The organism is Stenotrophomonas sp. STEN225 (genome assembly GCF_056756445.1).
Window position 1 is genome coordinate 1 of record NZ_JBRRBV010000020.1, and the last position, 19,136, is coordinate 19,136.

Annotated in this window: 12 protein-coding genes; all 12 read left to right on the forward strand. The window is 64.5% G+C overall.

All coding sequences use genetic code 11. The annotated features are described in order from the left end of the window. Window positions 1-303 precede the first annotated feature (303 nt). Complete coding sequence (carA, locus tag ACVOJ1_RS16665; protein WP_053519346.1) at window positions 304-1,431, forward strand: glutamine-hydrolyzing carbamoyl-phosphate synthase small subunit; 1,128 nt, start codon at window positions 304-306, stop codon at window positions 1,429-1,431. Window positions 1,432-1,581: 150 nt separating this feature from the next. Continuing rightward, window positions 1,582-4,824, forward strand: a complete 3,243-nt coding sequence (gene carB, locus ACVOJ1_RS16670; protein WP_065182678.1) for a carbamoyl-phosphate synthase large subunit — start codon at window positions 1,582-1,584, stop codon at window positions 4,822-4,824. Between the two features lie 8 nt (window positions 4,825-4,832). After that, on the forward strand, window positions 4,833-5,297 hold the full coding sequence (greA, locus tag ACVOJ1_RS16675) for a transcription elongation factor GreA (RefSeq protein ID WP_026347191.1): 465 nt from the start codon (window positions 4,833-4,835) through the stop codon (window positions 5,295-5,297). Between the two features lie 4 nt (window positions 5,298-5,301). Then, complete coding sequence (locus ACVOJ1_RS16680; protein WP_263178096.1) at window positions 5,302-6,219, forward strand: phosphoglycerate mutase; 918 nt, start codon at window positions 5,302-5,304, stop codon at window positions 6,217-6,219. A gap of 175 nt (window positions 6,220-6,394) precedes the next feature. Then, a complete protein-coding gene (gene recJ, locus ACVOJ1_RS16685) occupies window positions 6,395-8,152 on the forward strand; it encodes a single-stranded-DNA-specific exonuclease RecJ (protein ID WP_322522781.1) in 1,758 nt (585 codons plus the stop codon). Between the two features lie 200 nt (window positions 8,153-8,352). Next, window positions 8,353-10,596 carry a type VI secretion system Vgr family protein gene (locus ACVOJ1_RS16690; protein WP_346480671.1) on the forward strand — a complete coding sequence of 748 codons (2,244 nt, stop codon included), beginning with the start codon at window positions 8,353-8,355 and terminating at the stop codon, window positions 10,594-10,596. 19 nt (window positions 10,597-10,615) lie between these two features. Beyond that, a complete protein-coding gene (locus ACVOJ1_RS16695) occupies window positions 10,616-12,232 on the forward strand; it encodes a hypothetical protein (protein ID WP_346480672.1) in 1,617 nt (538 codons plus the stop codon). Then, window positions 12,229-12,357 carry a hypothetical protein gene (locus tag ACVOJ1_RS16700; protein WP_006441023.1) on the forward strand — a complete coding sequence of 43 codons (129 nt, stop codon included), beginning with the start codon at window positions 12,229-12,231 and terminating at the stop codon, window positions 12,355-12,357. Before ACVOJ1_RS16695 ends, ACVOJ1_RS16700 begins: the two co-directional genes overlap by 4 nt. 19 nt (window positions 12,358-12,376) lie before the next feature. Then, window positions 12,377-16,807 (forward strand): RHS repeat-associated core domain-containing protein, encoded by a 4,431-nt coding sequence (locus ACVOJ1_RS16705; RefSeq protein WP_346480673.1) that lies wholly within the window; start codon window positions 12,377-12,379, stop codon window positions 16,805-16,807. 1 nt (window position 16,808) lies between these two features. Continuing rightward, entirely contained in the window at window positions 16,809-17,309 is a 501-nt protein-coding gene (locus tag ACVOJ1_RS16710) for an SMI1/KNR4 family protein (RefSeq protein WP_053519334.1), read from the forward strand. A gap of 53 nt (window positions 17,310-17,362) precedes the next feature. Continuing rightward, on the forward strand, window positions 17,363-18,229 hold the full coding sequence (locus ACVOJ1_RS16715; RefSeq protein ID WP_346480674.1) for a hypothetical protein: 867 nt from the start codon (window positions 17,363-17,365) through the stop codon (window positions 18,227-18,229). A gap of 177 nt (window positions 18,230-18,406) precedes the next feature. Beyond that, window positions 18,407-18,994 carry an SUKH-4 family immunity protein gene (locus ACVOJ1_RS16720; protein ID WP_065175611.1) on the forward strand — a complete coding sequence of 196 codons (588 nt, stop codon included), beginning with the start codon at window positions 18,407-18,409 and terminating at the stop codon, window positions 18,992-18,994. Window positions 18,995-19,136 lie beyond the last annotated feature (142 nt).

The following is a 19,136-nucleotide window of genomic DNA, read 5'->3' on the forward strand; positions in this document are numbered from 1 at the left end:
CGCGCCGGTCCCGCCCGCCCTGGGCCGGCTGCTGTGGGGGTTCTTCTCCTCCCCCCCCCCCCCCCCCCCCCGCTACCGTAGATGGACCGCATACGCTGCCGGATTGAAATGAATACGCAATCGCCTGTTCATGAGGCGACTCAACCGCTGGCGCGAGCGCTCCGGCAGCGCTACAATTCGCACTCGCCGAATCACCAAAGCCGGACCGGTCCTGAACCGCACGTCCGCGCTTTTTTGCAACCGGATTTCCGTGAAGCACAGGCGTGACTTCGGCACCCCCTCGGTAGCCAAAGTGAGATTTCCGTGACCCAAGCCGCAATCCTCGTCCTCGAAGACGGCACCGTATTCGAGGGCGAATCCGTAGGCGCGCCCGGCCTGTCCGTCGGTGAAGTGGTGTTCAACACCGCCATGACCGGTTACCAGGAAGTGCTGACCGATCCGTCCTACGCCCGGCAGATGGTCACGCTGACCTATCCGCATATTGGCAACACCGGCATGACCGACCAGGACGACGAAGCCTCCAAAGTGTGGTCGGCCGGCCTGATCGTGCGCGATGTGCCGCGCCGCCCCAGCAACTGGCGCAGCCAGGTGTCGCTGCAGGACTGGCTGATCCAGCGTGGCGTGGTGGCCATCGCTGGCATCGATACCCGCAAGCTCACCCGCATCCTGCGCGAGAACGGCGCCCAGAACGGTGCGCTGATGGCAGGTGACATCGATGTTGAGAAGGCGCTGGAAGCCGCCCGCAAGTTCCCGGGCCTGAAGGGCATGGATCTGGCCAAGGTCGTCACTACCGAGAAGACCTATGTCTGGACCGAGGGCCAGCTGGACCTGGATGCCAACGCCTTCGTCAGCGTGCCGGCCCGCTTCAAGGTCGTGGCCTACGATTTCGGCGTGAAGACCAACATCCTGCGCATGCTGGCCGAACGCGGCTGCGAAGTGACCGTGGTGCCGGCGCAGACCCCGGCGGCTGAAGTGCTGGCGCTGAAGCCCGACGGTGTCTTCCTGTCCAATGGCCCGGGTGACCCGGAGCCGTGCGATTACGCGATCGCCGCGATCAAGACCTTCATCGATGTGAAGATTCCGACCTTCGGCATCTGCCTGGGCCACCAGCTGCTGGGCCTGGCCTCGGGCGCGCAGACCGTCAAGATGGGCCATGGCCACCATGGTGCGAACCATCCGGTGCAGGACCTGGACAGTGGCCGGGTGATGATCACCTCGCAGAACCATGGTTTCGCGGTCGATGAAGCCACCCTGCCGGCGACGTTGCGCGTGACCCACCGGTCGCTGTTCGATGGCACCAACCAGGGCATCGCACGCACCGATGTGCCGGCGTTCTCCTTCCAGGGCCATCCGGAAGCGTCGCCGGGCCCGCACGACGTCGGTCCGCTGTTCGACCGTTTCGTGACCCTGATGGAACAGGCCAAGGCGTGATCCGCAGGCCACCGGCCACCGGTGGCACCGCGATGGACCGTAAGCCCCCGCATTGCTGCTGCCTCCCGGCGCGGCGCTGCGGATCGAGATTCCTGATCGACAGCGTGCGATCACTCCCCCTTGTCACGCTGTACTGACTTAGAGAAGAAAATGCCCAAGCGCACTGACCTAAAGACCATCCTCATCATCGGTGCCGGCCCGATCGTCATCGGCCAGGCCTGCGAGTTCGACTACTCCGGCGCCCAGGCCTGCAAGGCCCTGCGCGACGAGGGTTACCGCGTGGTGCTGGTCAACAGCAACCCGGCCACGATCATGACCGACCCGGAGATGGCCGACGCCGTCTACATCGAGCCGATCAACTGGCAGACGGTCGAGAAGATCATCGCCAAGGAGAAGCCCGACGCGCTGCTGCCGACCATGGGGGGACAGACCGCGCTGAACTGCGCGCTGGATCTGGCCGACAACGGCGTGCTGGAGAAGTACAACGTCGAGCTGATCGGTGCCAAGCGCGAAGCGATCCGCATGGCCGAAGACCGCGAGCTGTTCCGCGTGGCGATGGGCGAGATCGGCCTGGAGTGCCCGACCGCCGCCGTCGCTCACACGCTGGACGAAGCGCTGGAGATCCAGACCCGCGTCGGCTACCCGACCATCATCCGTCCGAGCTTCACCCTGGGCGGCAGTGGCGGTGGTATCGCCTACAACCGCGAAGAGCTGGTGGAAATCGTCAGCCGCGGCCTGGAACTGTCGCCGACCACCGAAGTGCTGGTGGAAGAGTCGGTGCTGGGCTGGAAGGAATTCGAGATGGAGGTGGTGCGTGACACCGCCGACAACTGCATCATCGTGTGCTCGATCGAGAATCTCGATCCGATGGGCGTGCACACCGGTGACTCGATCACCGTGGCCCCGGCGCAGACCCTGACCGACAAGGAATACCAGCGCCTGCGCGATGCCTCCATCGCCGTGCTGCGCAAGATCGGCGTCGATACCGGCGGCTCCAACGTGCAGTTCGGCATCAACCCGAAGACCGGCCGTGTGGTCGTCATCGAGATGAATCCGCGCGTGTCGCGCTCCTCGGCGCTGGCCTCCAAGGCCACCGGCTTCCCGATCGCGAAGGTGGCCGCCAAGCTGGCCGTGGGCTACACCCTGGACGAACTGAAGAACGAGATCACCGGTGGCCTGACCCCGGCGTCGTTCGAGCCGTCCATCGACTACGTGGTCACCAAGATCCCGCGCTTCGCCTTCGAGAAGTTCCCGGCCGCCGATGCACGCCTGACCACCCAGATGAAGTCGGTGGGCGAAGTCATGGCGATGGGCCGCACCTTCCAGGAATCGGTACAGAAGGCGCTGCGCGGCCTGGAAACCGGCAAGGTCGGCTTCGACCCGACCGGCCTGGACCTGGCCAACGAGGAAGACCTGCAGACCCTGCGCCGCGAGCTGAAGGCACCGGGTCCGGAGCGCCTGTTCTACGTGGCCGACGCGTTCCGCGCCGGCATGAGCGTGGAAGAGATCCATGCGCTGTCGTTCATCGACCACTGGTTCCTGGACCAGATCGAGGAAATCATCGCTGCCGAAGGTGAAGTCGCTGCCGACGGCATCGACGCGCTCGACGCTGCGCGTCTGCGCAAGCTCAAGCGTGCCGGTTTCTCCGACGCCCGCCTGGCCCAGCTGACCGGCACCAACGAAGCGGCCATCCGCGCACTGCGTCGTGCCCACAAGGTGCGCCCGGTCTACAAGCGCGTGGACTCCTGTGCTGCCGAGTTCGCCACCGGCACCGCCTACCTGTACTCGACCTACGAGGACGAGTGCGAGGCCGCGCCGAGCAACCGCGACAAGATCATGATCCTGGGCGGCGGTCCGAACCGCATCGGCCAGGGCATCGAGTTCGACTACTGCTGCGTGCATGCGGCGCTGGCGCTGCGCGAGGATGGCTATGAAACCATCATGGTCAACTGCAACCCGGAAACCGTTTCGACCGACTACGACACCTCCGACCGCCTGTACTTCGAGCCGCTGACGCTGGAAGACGTGCTGGAGATCGTCGAGCTGGAACAGCCGAAGGGCGTGATCGTGCAGTACGGCGGGCAGACGCCGCTGAAGCTGGCGCGCGCGCTGGAAGCCAATGGCGTGCCGGTGATCGGCACCAGCCCGGACTCCATCGACCTGGCCGAGGACCGCGAGCGTTTCCAGCAGCTGGTGGACAAGCTGGGCCTGAAGCAGCCGCCGAACCGTATCGCCCGCAACGACCAGGAAGCCCTGCTGCTGGCCCGCGAGATCGGCTACCCGCTGGTGGTGCGTCCGAGCTACGTGCTCGGTGGCCGTGCGATGGAGATCGTGTACGGCGAAGCCGATCTGGCCCGCTACGTGCGTGATGCGGTGAAGGTGTCCAACGATTCGCCGGTGCTGCTGGACCGCTTCCTCGACAACGCTGTCGAGTGCGATGTCGACATCATCGCCGACAAGGATGGCAACGTGCTGATCGGTGGCGTGATGGAGCACATCGAAGAAGCCGGCGTGCACTCGGGCGACTCCTCGTGCTCGCTGCCACCGTACTCGCTGTCGGCCGAGACCCAGGCCGAGCTGCGTCGCCAGGTGGTGGAGCTGGCCAAGGCGCTGAACGTGGTTGGCCTGATGAACACCCAGTTCGCGATCCAGACCAGCGACGAGGGCGACGACACCGTCTACCTGCTTGAAGTGAACCCGCGTGCCTCGCGCACGGTGCCGTTCGTGTCCAAGGCCACCGGCATGCCGCTGGCCAAGATCGCCGCACGCTGCATGGCCGGCAAGACCCTGGCCGAGCAGGGCGCGACCGAAGAGATCGTGCCGGACTACTACTCGGTGAAGGAAGCGATCTTCCCGTTCGCCAAGTTCCAGGGCGTCGACCCGATCCTCGGGCCGGAAATGCGGTCCACCGGCGAGGTGATGGGCGTCGGTCGCAGCTTCAACGCCGCCTTCGCACGCGCGCAGGAAGCCGGCGGCATCAAGGCCCCGCCGATCGGCAAGGCCTTCGTGTCGGTGCGCGACCCGGACAAGAAGCGCGTGTTGCCGGTCGCCAAGGCGCTGCTGGCGCGCGGCTACAGCCTGGTGGCCACCCGTGGCACCGCCGCCTGGCTGCAGCAGCATGGCATGCAGTGCGAGATCATCAACAAGGTGGTCGAGGGTCGTCCGCACATCGTCGATTCGATCAAGAACGGCGAGATCGTCTACATCGTCAACACGACCGAAGGTCGCTCGGCGATCAACGACTCGTTCTCGATCCGTCGCGAGGCGCTGCAGCACCGCGTCACCTACTCGACCACCATTGCCGGCGCCAAGGCGCTGGTGGATTCACTGGAATTCCGCGGCACCGGCCCCGTCTGGTCGCTGCAGGAGCTGCACAAGGAGTTGAATGCATGAGAGCCCCCATCACGATGAAGGGCGCGCAGAAGCTGCGCGACGAACTGGATCACCTGAAGTCGGTCAAGCGGCCGAAGGTGATCGCCGCGATCGCCGAAGCGCGTGAGCATGGCGACCTGAAGGAGAATGCCGAGTACCACGCCGCGCGCGAGGAACAGGGCTTCATCGAAGGCCGCATCAAGCAGCTGGAAGGCGAGCTGTCGCACGCCGAGATCATCGACGTGAGCAAGCTCAATGCCGGCTCCAAGGTGGTGTTCGGCGCCAGCGTGACCCTGGCCGACGTGGAAACCGACGAAGAGAAGAAGTACCAGATCGTGGGTGACCTCGAAGCGGATATCAAGCTGGGGTTGATCGCGATTTCCTCGCCGGTGGCGCGCGCGATGATCGGCAAGCTGGAAGGCGATTCGATCGTGATCGACGCCCCGGCTGGGCAGCGCGAGTACGAGATCGTCAGCGTCAGCTACGTGGACTGAGCACGTGGCGACGGCGACCCTGCTGTTGCCCGCACGCAGCCGCTTTGCCGCGGCTGCGCTGCCGGACGATGTGGCACGTGCGCTCGGCCGTGCCACTACGGTGCAGGTCGAGCCGGGTGAACGGGCGCAGCTGATGCGCCATTTCAAGGTCGCCGCGCCGCACTGGCCGGTGGCCGCGCTGACCCGCCAGCGTGACGTGGGCGATGCGGCCGGTGCCAGCTGGCTGCGCGCCGATCCGGCCTGCATGGTGCCGGACATGCATGGCGCGCGGATGATGGCCTACGGCGAAACCCTGCGACCAACCCTGGCAGACAGCCTCGCCCTGCTGCCGGTGCTGCAGCCGTTGTTCGCCGAGGCCGGCTTCGTGCTCGACGCGCCTGATCCGTCGCGCTGGTATCTGCGGCTGCCGATCGATACCGCACTGCCGGCGTTCGACGGTCCCGACGAGGTGCTCGGCGATGACCTGTTCTCGCACCTGCCGGAAGGCGAGGGCGGCCGCCGCTGGCGGGCGCTGATGACCGAGGCGCAGGTGCTGCTGCACAACCACTCCTGGAACCAGCAGCGTGCCGCGCAGGGCCAGCAGCCGATCAATTCGCTGTGGTTCTGGGGCGGTGGCGTGATGCCGGTGTCGGTCAGCACGGTGCATGCGCAGGTGCGCAGCCGCGATGCGCTGCTGCAGAGCCTGGCGCAGGCCGCTGGCGTGGCGGTGGATGGTGAGCAGGCTGTCGATGCGCTGGTTGACCTGCGCCAGCTGCGTTCGCTGCAGCAGTTGGGCAACGAGGCGATCCGCCCGCTGCTGGCCGCGTTGAAGCGTGGCGAACTGCAGCGGCTGGTGCTCGATTTCGAGGACGGCCTGCAGTTCCAGCTGGATCGCGGACAGCGCTGGCAGTTCTGGAAGAAGCCGCGCCAGCTGCACGACTGACCGGGGACTCGGTCGAGCGGGGGTCGGATCCGTTTTCCATCGGAGAACGGCTCTGACCCCGATGTTTGCCGGGGTTGCCGCCAGCGGCCGGCACTACCGCAGGTGCCGGGCGCAATCCCGCCAGCCTCTCCCACGCGCGGTATCATCCCTCTGTCTTTCGTAACCGGCGATGCCGATGTCCCTTGCCGCCGATCCAGCGCTGCCGTCTTCCGATACGCCGACAATCCGACGCCGTGAGGCTGCGACGCCGGCTGCATGGCCGGAAGGAACGCTGCCACTGCTTGCACGTCTCTATGCCAGCCGTGGCGCGGGGACGCCGGAACTGGCGCTGCCGAAGCTGGGCAATCTGCATGCCCCCGAACTGCTGACCGGCATCGACGCTGCGGTCGACCTGCTGGTCGAGGCCATCGCCAATGACAAGCGCATCCTGGTGGTCGGCGATTTCGACTGTGATGGCGCTACCGCCTGTGCGGTCGGCGTGCGCGGCCTGCGCATGCTCGGCGCACAGCATGTCTTCCATGCGGTGCCCAACCGGATGGTGCACGGCTATGGACTGTCGCCCTCGCTGGTGGAGGAACTGGCCGCGCTGAAGCCGGACCTGCTGGTCACCGTCGACCATGGCATTGCATGCCATGCCGGCGTCGCGGCCGCCAAGGCGCGTGGCTGGCAGGTGCTGGTCACCGACCATCATCTGCCGGGCCCGCAGCTGCCTGCGGCCGACGTGATCGTCGATCCGAACCTGGATGGCGACGCATTTCCCAGCAAGTCGCTGGCCGGTGTCGGCGTGATCTTCTACGTGCTGATGGCGCTGCGCCGGCGGATGCGCGAGGCCGGCGTGTTCGCCGATGGCAAGGGCCCGGACCTGACCACGCTGCTGGACCTGGTGGCGGTCGGCACCGTGGCCGACCTGGTGGCGCTGGATCCGAACAACCGCGCACTGGTCAGTGCGGGCCTGCGCAGATTGCGTTCGGGGCAGGGCTGTGTCGGCCTGAAGGCGCTGATCGAAGCCAGTGGGCGCGACGCGGCGCGGCTGACCGCGACCGACATCGGCTTCGCCCTGGGCCCACGCCTGAATGCCGCCGGTCGGCTGGAAGACATGGCGCTGGGCATCGCGCTGCTGCTGACCGAGGACCCGCGGCAGGCGCGGGAGATCGCGCAGACGCTGGAGCAGATCAATGCGGAACGCCGCGCCGTGCAGCAGTCGATGACCGACGACGCGGAGCAGGCGCTGGCGCGGGTCGTGCTGGATACCTCCGGCCAGCGTCCGGTGGCCGCCTGCCTGTTCGATGCGGACTGGCATCCGGGCGTGGTCGGGCTGGTGGCCTCGAAGATGAAGGACCGCCTGCACCGGCCGGTGATCGCCTTCGCGCCGGCCGAGCCCGGTGCCGACACCCTGCGTGGCTCCGCGCGTTCGATTCCGGGCCTGCATATCCGTGACGCGCTGGCATTGGTCGATTCACGGCATCCCGGCCTGATCGAACGCTTCGGCGGTCACGCCATGGCGGCCGGCCTCAGCCTGCGGCTCGATCATGTCGACGCCTTCAAGGCGGCCTTCGTTGCCGTCGTGCTGGAGATGCTCGACCCAGCGGCACTTCAACAGCAGGTGCTCAGCGACGGTGAACTGGCGGCGGACGAGCTCGACCATCGCCATGCCGATGCGCTGCGCCTGGCCGGTCCTTGGGGGCAGGGCTTCCCGGAGCCGCTGTTCGATGGCCATTTCGAGGTGGCCAACTGGCGCGTGCTGAAGGAACGCCACCTCAAGCTGGAACTGCGCCTGCCGGGCGTGCCTGGCACGATCAACGCGATCCATTTTGGCGGCTGGCACGGCAATGCGCCGAGCCGCCATGTGCATCTGGCCTACCGGCTGGCCTGCGACGACTATCGCGGTGGTAGCGCCATCCAGCTGATCGTCGAGCATTGCCTGCCGGCGTGAGGCAGCGTTCGCGCACTCCCGCCGGGGCCAGCGTTGGCGACAGCGTCGCGGGGAAGGAAATGTGAGGAAATTCGCAGTTCCTTGAATTTCCTTAATGAATTCATCTCTCTATCCAGAGGCAAAAGCGTCAAAAAGCTGGCGCATGTCACCTCCCGGTGGCAAAGTCGGGCCACGACCAACATGGGACGACGGAACGCCCGATGTACGCCGAATCACTGCTTCCCGGCGCCGCACTGCAGCGCCTGCACCAGGACCGACGCCTGATCCGCGTCGAAACCGCTCTGGATCCGGATACTTTCCTGGTCAAGCGTTTCGAGGGCAGCGAGGCGGTGTCCAGCCCGTTCGCCTACCGCATCGAACTGCTGTCGATCCAGCCGCGGCTGGAACTGAAACAACTGGTCGGGCAGCCGCTGCGCCTGCAGCTGGGCGATGAATTCGGCAACCGCAGCGTGCACGGCTACGTGCGCGAGTTCGCCAGTACGGGCCAGCAGGCCCAGTTCAGTGCCTACCGGGCCGAGCTCGCGCCCTGGTTCGCCTTCCTCGATTACACCTGCAACTGCCGGATCTTCCAGGACCGCAACGTGCTGCAGATCATCGAGGAGGTGTTCCAGGGCTACGCACAGCTGGCGAAGTTCCGCTACGACCTCAATGCCGGCAAGCTGCCGCCACTGCCGTACTGCGTGCAGTACAACGAGTCCGATTTCGCCTTCGTCAGTCGCCTGCTGGAAGATGCCGGCCTGTACTACAGCTTCGTCCATGACGAAGAGGGCCATACGATGGTGATCAGCGACGATTCAACGCTGAGCACCGCGCACGGCGAACCGCAGCCCATCGCGTTCGTGTCCGACCAGGGCACGCTGGCCAGCACCGGCCTGCACCGCTGGGGTGCACGCCGACGCGTCGGGCCCAGCGTGCAGACCCTGCGCAGTTTCGACTTCAAGCAGCCGGGCCAGACGCTGGATGGCAACCAGGGCAATCAGGTGCCGCTGGGCCTGCTGCCGCCGCTCGAGCAGTACCGCTACGACGGTGCGGCGCGTTTCACCAACAGCCGCATTGGCCAGGCGCTGGCGGCGGTGCGCAACGAGGAAGTGGCGTGGCCGACCAAGCTGTTCGAGTGCGCGGGCAATGCCGGTGAACTCGATGCCGGCGCCTGCTTCGAACTGGAGCGGCACCCGGATTTCATCGGACGTGACGATACCGACCGCAGCTTCTTCGTGGTGAGTGTGCAGCGGGAAGGCCACAATAATTTCGCTGCCGATTTCGGCAGCGCTGAAGCCCCGAGTGTCGAAGTGCAGGCCGAGGTGCTGCGCCGTCGTATCCCCTACAGGCCGCTGCGGCGGACGCCATGGCCACGCATGCCGGGTCCGCAGACCGCCACCGTGGTCGGTCCGCCGGGGGAGGAACTGCATGCCGACCGCTATGGCCGGGTGAAAGTGCAGTTCCATTGGGACCGCCAGCTCGATCGCCGCGAGAATGCCTCGTGCTGGATCCGCAGTGCGAGTCCGTGGGCAGGCGCCGACATGGGTGGCGTGTCGCCGCCGCGCGTGGGCCAGGAGGTGATCGTCGATTTCCTCGATGGCGACCCGGACCGGCCCATCATCACCGGTCGTGTCTACAACGAGGACAACATGCCGCCGTTCGGCATGGAGGTGAGCGGCCTCAAGTCGAAGACGGTCAAGGGCGCGGGCTGGAATGAGATCACCATGCATGATGGCGCCGGTGGCGAGCTGCTGAACATGCGGGCGCAGCGTGACATGGTCACCACCGTGCTCAACGACCAGAACGCCAGCGTCAAGAACAACAAGTCCACATCGGTGTCGGTCAACCATCGAATGGACGTCGGCGCCAACCAGGACATCAGCGTCGGCGGCAACCGTGGCATCACGGTCACCGGCACCGACACGCTCGGCGTTACCGGCACCCGCACCACCAATGTGACCGGCGCGGTGACCGAGAAGTACGAAGCAGGGGAAACCAAGACGATCTCTGCGGCCGGCTATACCGAAACCATCACCGGCGACTTCAAGACCACCCTGACCGGCAACTTCACCAGCCAGCGCACCGGCACGTGGACCGAGACCGTCACCTCGACCTCCAGTCGCACGGTTGGCGGACTGGTGACGGAGACGCTGAATGCCGCGCGGGAGGTGACCATTACCGGTCATGACAAGCGCAGCGTGCAGGGCAAGGTCGACGACAGCAATGTCGGCGAGCGGGTGATCGACGTCACCGGCAATTTCAGCCAGGACGTGACCGGTACGCACAGCCAGGGCTCGGATGGCGCGATGAGCCTGGAGTCGGCGGTCAATCTGTCCACCAAGGTGGGTGGCTCGGTCATCGAGATCACCGACAGCGCCATCAAGATCACCGCCGGTGGCTCGGAAGTGGTCATCGACGCAGGCGGTGTGTCAGTCAACGGCAGCGAGATCAAGCTCAACTGCTGAACAGCACGGGAGATACACCATGCAGGACACCCCCATGCTGCGCGGCCTGAACGCATTGCGCGATGCCTGGCTGGAGGCCAGCGCCGACAGCAGCAGGCGCCTGTTGGTATGGCGTCTGCCGGCTGCCGCCAGCCGCCTGCTGGCCGCGTTCTTCGAGATGCAGCGCAACGACGCAGGGCGTGATACGCCGGACTGCTTCCTGCGCATCGATACCGCCTATGAGCTGGGCTTCCGTTACAGCCGGCAGGTCAAGCAGGATCTGCTCGACCGTTATCTGGCCAGCCAGGACGATCTGCGCGCGCAGCAGGTGCCATTGGGCTGGCGTGGCCCGAGCGAGGCGCATCCGGACAGCGCGCAGGGTGTGGTCGATGTGCTGGAGAGTTTCATCGACCATCACGGCGAGCATCTGCGCCTGCTGGCTGCCGTGCTGGAACCGGAGCGTTGCGTGCCCGGTGAAGGCTTCGAGCGCTGGCTGGATGCGGCGCTGGCCGCTGCGCCGGGAGAGCGCCTGCGACTGGTGCTGGTGGATACCGAAGAGGACCCGCGCTGGCAGCCGCTGCTGGAGCGTCATGCCAGGACCGCACGGGTGGTCACCGCACCGGTCGACATGTTTGCGATTGCCCGGGATACCGCCGCGCAATCCGGTGGTCGCGGTCCGGAAGTGCTGTACCGGCAGCTGCTGGCGGACCTGATGCTGCTGCTGGAGCGAGGCAGTCCGTCGCAGGTGGTGGCCCGCGCCGGACGCGCGCAGGGCCTGGCGCAGCAGCATGGCTGGCAGGACCAGCAGTCGGTGGTGCAGATGATGGTGGCTGGTGCCTGGCTGAAACATGGCGATCACAGCCAGGCGATCAACAGCTACCGGCAGGCACGCAGCGCCGCCGAAGGTGCACGTGCCGGCGGCAATCCTGCCGCGCCGGAACTGGTGATGCAGAGCTGGTTCGGTGAAGCGGGCTGCTGGTTGGCGGCCAAGCAACCCGAGCGTGCGGCACACACCTACCTGCAGGCATCCGCGTCCGCAGCCAGCATTCCGCACCCCATGTTCGCACTGGAGGGCCAGCGCATGGCGGGCTGGTGTCATGTGCAGGCGGGCCAGCGAGAGGCTGCGCGCACGCAGCTGCTGGAGGCGATCCGCATCGCCAAGCCGCTGGCGCCGGCCGACCGCAAGGCGACGACGCTGCCCCAGGCACTGTGGGATCTGCTGCAGCTTCAGGACGCACGACGCTGCGAACAACTGCGGCAGGTCGCCACTGACTACCTGCAGGCCAGCACCGGCCTGCTGGAGAAGGCGGACGCGCAGGGGCGCGCACTCGGCCCGCGTCCTCCGCGTCCGGCGCTGGATGCCATCGACGCCGAGCTCGATGCCGCGCTGGAGCGCGGCTTTCATCGTGCGCAGCAGGAACGCGAGCGGCTGATCCAGGGCGGTGACGAATTCTTCCGCAAGATCGTGGCCGTTGGCCGTGATTTCCTCGACCCGGGCTGGAACGGCCTGCCGGCGATCGAACACCCGCTCGACCACGAGATTCCGGTGTGGAGCGAGCCCCCGGCGATGCAGCCGCTGCCCGATCCCAGTGGCCTGCTGCAGCCGCCCGTGGCCGCGCCTGCCGGGCCCGCCGTTACAGGAGTGGCTGTTGCATGAAGTCGAACAAGACCGTGGTGATGCTGGTGGCCATCGTGCTTGGCATCATCGTCGTGACCTGGATCAGCGCCGAGTACCGTGACGAAGTAAAGGCGTTCCTGCGCGCGTTGTTCCGCGCCTTGTAAAGCAACAGGGAGTGTTGCCGTGAGCATCGCCGCCAAGCATTTCGATCCGCAGTTGGGTATCGACATCCACATGTATGCGGTGCCGCCGTGCCCGCTGCCGACGCCGCACATCGGCCTGGTGCTGGATCCGTTCGACTACATCCCGTTCATCGGTTCGACCATCAAGGTCAACGGCGTGCATCGCGGCACCGCCGGTACCGGCGGCCTGGATATCCACATCCCGCTCGGTGTGTGGGGGCCGCCGTTGGCGGCACCGATGGGCCCTCAGTTCGACGGCGAAGAGATCTTCATGGGCAGTCGTACCGTGTCGGCCGATGGCGAGCCGTTCTCGCGGCTGGCGATGCCGGTGCTGGACTGCAATCTGGCCGGCATGATCAACCCGTTCCGGGTGAAGAAGCCGAAGAAGCCACTTCGGGCGATGTCACTGCCGACCGGCCTGAACGTGGCCATTCCCACCAGCGTCAAGGTGGGAGGACCACCGACGGTGTCATGGACGGCGCTCGCGTTCCGCGCGGCGTTCGCAGGCCTGGGCAAGCTGCGCAAGAGTGCGTTCTTCCGCAAGAAGATGGATGCCTTTGCCAATTGGCGGCGGGGCAAGTGGGGAAACCTGCCCTCGGGTTTCCTGAAGTGCAAGGTGCTTCGCGCCGAGCCGGTGGATATCCGTGATGGCAGCGTGGTGGTCAACCACCAGGATTTCGATGTACCGGGCCGCTTGCCGCTCACTTGGCAACGCAGCTACGGCTCGCGCCACGCGGACGCGCCGGGTCTGTGCGGCGCGGGCTGGCAGACGCCGGCAGACATCCGCCTGGAGCTGCTGGCCGATGGCAGCGTCTGGCTGTCCGGCCCCGACCAGGTCGCGTTCTTCCCCGAGCTGCCGCCCGCTGAGGGAGAGGCTGGGGCGATTCTCGATTTCGTCGATGGCGCGCGCCTGCTGAGGCGGCGCGGGCAGTGGCGGGTGCGCTTCAAGAACGGCCTGCAGTACGTGTTCGGTGGCGAGCTGCCTGCAGGTGTCAGCGCGTTGCCGGGCCCGCAGTCCTGGCCGATCGAGCGCATCGAGGATGCGCATGGCAACCACTGGCGCTTCGAGCGTCGCGACGGCCATCTGGTGCGCATCGTCGAGAGCGGTATCGGTGACCTGCAGGGCCGCTTCATCGAAGTGGAGGCGCGCCACGGCCACATTGAGCGCATGGCCCTGCACGACCCCGCCACCGGCCTGGCCCATCCGCTGGTGAGCTACCGGTACAGTGCCGAAGGTGACCTGCTGGCGGCAGTCGACGCACTGGGGGCGCCACGCACGTTTGCCTATGAACGTCACCGCATGGTGCGGCATACCGACCGCGTGGGCCTGTCGTTCCACTATGCGTTCGATGCGCAGGGCAGGGTGGTGCATTCGTGGGGCGATGGTGGTCTCTACGATTATCACTTCGAGTACGACGCGCTGCTGCGCGAGACCCGGGTGACCGACTCGCTGGGTCACCTGAGCGTGGTCAAGTTCGACGAGAACCAGCTGCCACTGTGCGAGATCGATCCGCTCGATGGCGTGACGCTGTTCGAGTACGACGATTTCGGGCGGACCGTGGCGGTGACCGATCCGGAAGGACTGCGAACGGCGTTTGCCTATGATGCGCATGGCAACCTGGTCTGCCTGACCCGCGCCGATGGCACGTCGATCCAGATGGAGTACGACCTGGACGACCACATGGTGTCGTTGCGTACGCCGGATGGTGTCGACTGGCAGCAGGCCTACAATGGCCAGGGCCTGCTGGTCAGCCAGACCGATCCACTGGGTGCAACCACCCGCTTCGACTACGACGCACAGGGCCAGTTGCAGGCGCAGACCAACGCACGGCACGCGGTCACGCAACTGCGCTATGACCGTCATGGACTGGTGGCCGCGGTTATCGATGCGCTGGGCCATCAGAGCCGGTTTGAGCATGATCCACTCGGCAACCTGCTGCGCCAGGTCGACCCGCTGGGGCAGGTCAGCCGCTACGAGTACGACGCCAAGGGACGCCTACTGGCCACCGCTGGCCCCGACGGCAACGGTGTGCGTTGCGAGTATGATGCCGAAGATCAGCTGCTGCGCTATACCGACGAAGCGGGCGCGCAGACGCGACTGCAGTACGTGGGCATCGGACAGATCAGCAAGCGCCTGCAGGCCGATGGGCACAGCGTGGAGTACCGCTACGACACCGAAGAGCAGCTCATCGCGGTCATCAACCAGCGCGGCGAAACCTATCAGCTGGTGCGCGACGCGCTGGGCCGCATCGTCGAGGAAGTGGACTACTGGGGGCAGTCGCGGCGCTATACCTATGACGCGGCCGGACGACTGACCGCCACCGTGGATCCGCTGGGCCAGCGCATCGCCTTCACTACCGACAAGCTCGGGCGCATCACCCGCAAGACGCTGCCGGATGTACGCCATCCTGGACAGCAGGTACAGGAACACTTTGTCTACGACGTGCAGGGCCAGATTGTCGAGCTGCGCAATCCGGTGCGTACAGTGAAGCGCCGGTATGACCTGCTGGGGCAATTGCTGGAGGAACTGCAGGACGGGTTCCGCGTCGGCTATGCCTATGATGAAGTAGGCAACCGCGTACTGCGCGAGACCGCTGCCGGCAATCGGTTAGCGTTCGGCTACGACTTGCGCGACCAGACCGTATCGGTGGCCATCAATGACGAGCCGCCGATCTCGATGGAGCGCGACGCGCTGGGCCGCACCACGCGCGAGCAGCTGAGCCCGCAATTGCAACGCGAGTTCACCTACGACAGCCGCAACCTGCTGACCTCACAGTCGGTGTTGAAAGATGCCGCCCCGTTGTTCGAGACGCGTTACGACTACGACCGCAGTGGCAACCTGACCAAACGTAGCGACAGCGCACAGGGCGTCGATGAGTACCGCTACGACGCGATCGGGCGCCTGCTGCAGCATATCGACCCGAAGGGAAGGGTCGAGCGCTACTTCAACGATCCGGCCGGCGACCGGCTGCGCACCGAAGTGAAGCAGGTGCAGGCGCGCAAGGTGGTAGGCGGCGACGACGACGACCTGACCACCTGGACGCGCGAAGGCACCTATCAGGGCGTGCACTACGTGTTTGACCGGGCGGGTGATCTGGTGCGCAAGGGCGCACCGCAAGGGGATGCGCCGGATGACCTGACGCTGATCTGGGATGCCAACCATCGGTTGGCGGAGAGCCGCCGCAACGGGCAGTCAACGTACTACGGCTATGACCCGCTGGGGCGGCGGGTGTTCAAGCGCAACCCGACGCAGACGACGTGGTTCTTCTGGGATGGTGATGCGTTGCTGGGCGAAGTGCAGCAGGCCAATGACGCCGAAGAGGCGGCGCCGGTGTGGGTGGGGAATGTGGGCAGCCTGGTCGAGGTACGGCGTCGGCAGCGGCAGCTGGAGAGGCTGCATGAGCGGGTGCGGGAGTATGTGTACTACCCGGGTACGTTTGTGCCGTTGGCGTTGGTTGTAGAGCGCTCCAGCAGGGGCGTAAGCGCAACTAGCAGTGCTCCAACTCCCGCAGCGAGCGGCGCAGATGCTCTGCTACATCGTAATCGTGCTTCAATACCAGTGAGTTCCACAGTTGGGGCCAGTAAACGCGGTATCGGTCTGTTGGGCGGTGGAGCATCATTGGGCTCAAGTGGGTTAATCATTGCCGCCGAGGTGGTCGAGCGCGGTGAAAAGCCACCCGAGCCGCTTCACAGTGAAGCGGCATTTGCCGATCCCGTTTCAAGCCTAGTGGGCGAGCTGGGATCTTCAGGTGCCAAGGTCAAGGAAAACCAACCGGGCAAGGAGGTATGGGTCTATCAAGTTGATCCTAATGGACGGCCCATCCGGCTGCTTTGTCGCGACGGGAGGTGCGGCTGGTCAGGCTCGTATGATGGTTGGGGCAAGTTGCATGAGGAACGCTTCGATGACGGGGTTCACAACTTCATCAGATTCCAAGGGCAGTACGCGGACCTTGAAACCGGCCTCCACTACAATAGATATCGCTATTACGATCCGCACGCGGGTTCGTATGTTTCAGAGGATCCAATTTCTATTGCTGGTGGAGTAAACATATATGGATATGCAAGGAATCCGTTTCGCTGGTTTGATGCGCTGGGGCTCTATGTAACAAAAACACTTGCTGAGTGGTTGAAGGATTACCCAGATCTATTGCAGGAGGCTAGGGATAAATTCAAGAGCGCGCCTGAGTGGCAGGGCATCGACCCGGATAGTACGCCCGTGTTCTATCGGCCGAAATCGGAAGTGGACGTTATTCGCGCTAAACCTGGAGAATCCGGTGGCCATCATCCTCACGGCTTGGCGCTGGGTGGGCCAGAGGGGCAGGTACTAACGATTACGAATGAAACGAGAAAGATTAAGAATCCGAATCATAGTGCTGCAACTGGATTGCAGAGAAGAATAATAAATGTGATAAAGGCGCAGTGTAGGAGCTGATATGAATATTCTGTATTCGAATTTCCTGGATTTTCTTGTGGGAAAGGGCTGGATTTTGGTTGGTAGGGATGGTGGTGATGGATCGCCACCTGTTATCGATGATTCGATAAATGCAGATGTTCCGGCCTTTTACTTGGAGTTTCTTTCGAATTTCACATCGCTCTCGAACAAGGATGAGTCACGGTGGTTCGTCTCAATCGAGGAGTTTGCGGGTGTCTCGGATGGCGCGTTCTCCTGGGATGAGTTTGAGAAGATGAGCATTGACGCTGCAATGACGGATGCTGATGGCGAGGATGTTCGAAAGTTCTGGGCAGAGTATTTGCCGATTTTTATGGCGGTCGACGGAGACTATCAATTCGTTGGGCTGGGCCGGAGCTCTGGGGCGGTTGTGCACGGCGTTGAGCCTGAGTTTGAAAGTGTTACTAGGCTTGCCGAGACATTCGACGAATTTCTCACTGCGGCGATGAATGGCCAGTACGACGAACTATTCTTTGGGCGCTAGTTGCCGGGTGCGCACCGGCAGCATCCGCTGGCGCGCAGACGCGGCTGCAGCACGTGGGCATCGGCCAGATCGGAAAGCGCGTGCAGAAAGTTGTTCTGATGCATGGCAGACACGAAGCAGCATTCCCGACTCCGGGTGCTGAGCTGGTGTTCTTCAACGCCCCTTTCAACACTGAGAGGCTCGCCCGGATCGAGCAGGTTCACCTCTGGTCACCTCCCGGCGACAAGCTCGAAGCGCTTCCGGAGATCCTCAGGGAAATGCGGGGTCTCAAGACGCTCAGCATCGGGCCGGGATCGATCGCACCGTCGATCATGGATGGACTCGAGGAGGGGCTTCTGCCTGAGAGCATCGAGGCATTGAGCATCCATCTTGGCACGGGGACGTTGGCCTGGCCGGGCGTTGTGCTACCCAATCGGAGGACGCTGTATGTCGACGTGCCGGTGCGCTTCGACACATCAAGCTTCCCCGCGTTGAAAGTACTTTCGCTCTATCCAGACAGGTCATTGAAGAATCTCAGGCAGGCCCTGGCCCTGCCTCTGGAAGAACTGAACATTCTGAATGTCCCCGTGGATGGTGAGATCTTCAACATCCTGTCTGCATCGGCTGGTGGCCTCGAACGCCTGGGACTGTTGGGTGGCACGAAGCTGAAAAGCCTCGATGGCATCGAGACACTTGCCGCGTTGACGTCGGTATGGCTGAAGAATCTGAGTTCGCTGACAGACATCCGTGCACTGGTGGGGCTCGAGCAGCTCAGGAAACTGGATATCCAGTACTGCAAGAAGATTGCCAACATCGAGGTCATCAATGATCTTTCCGCGCTTCGTGAGTTGACGCTCGTGGGTTGCGGAAAGGTGGGTCTGAAGAAAATACAGGCAAAGATCGAATCGCTTCAGAAGCGCACCATCGGGGCGACGACCTAGCCACATTGCATGTGCGGTGCCGGTCTGCTGAGCCAGGTGGATCGGTGCCGCTGCGCACCATCCGGCGGGTTGTGCGAGGAGGTGCCGGTGCCCCGGGGACCGCGGAAGCCAGGTGTTCGGGGAAATCGCTCGTCGCGGCGTCGATCCGTGCCCGCTGAAACTGCATAAGGTTCATGCGTGACTGAAACTGCATTCTCCCGCGTTTATGCCTCGGGTTCGTTGGAGGTGAGTGCCCAGGTCCTTCGGGATTTCGGACTGGAACCGTCGACGAGTGAGCTGATGCTTCGGCTGGGGCTTCCTTCACGGCTGCCGGGCGATGTACCTGTTGTTCAGTTCGAAGTGCCCCACGTGGTCGAGATCGATGGCACCGGACTTCTGGCTATCGCGCGAGAGCCATGGGGCGAGGATCTGCTGCTGTGCCTGTCGGCGAGTGGCGAGGTACTTGCCGTGGGCGATGGCGGACGTCAGATCGTGAATGGACGCCTGTCGAGCTTCCTTGGGTTTCTCGAAGCGTATGAGGCATTCCAGGCCCAGGCAAAGGCGGATGATTCCGGTCCGATGGTCTACTCCCAGGCGGAGATGCAGGCCCGGCTGGAGGCATTCGAGCGGGGTGAGATTCCCAAGCGCTCTGCAAAGCCGCGATTCGATCGCAGTAGGGCGATCAGGACGCTGGTGTCGGAGTGGAGGAGGCTTGATGCCGCTGCACTGACGGAAGGGTCACGGTGGTCAATTGTTCTGGAACAGATCCAGGATGGCCTTGTTTGAGATGTCGGTCCTGTAAGGCGACATTCGGGCAGCAGAATCCGGACGACCACTGGGTGGCGTCCGGCAGCAATATCTTCCAGAGCCATCGCGGACGATCACCCGATCAACCCCGATCCGGCCTGCCATGCGTTGAACAGTTCGT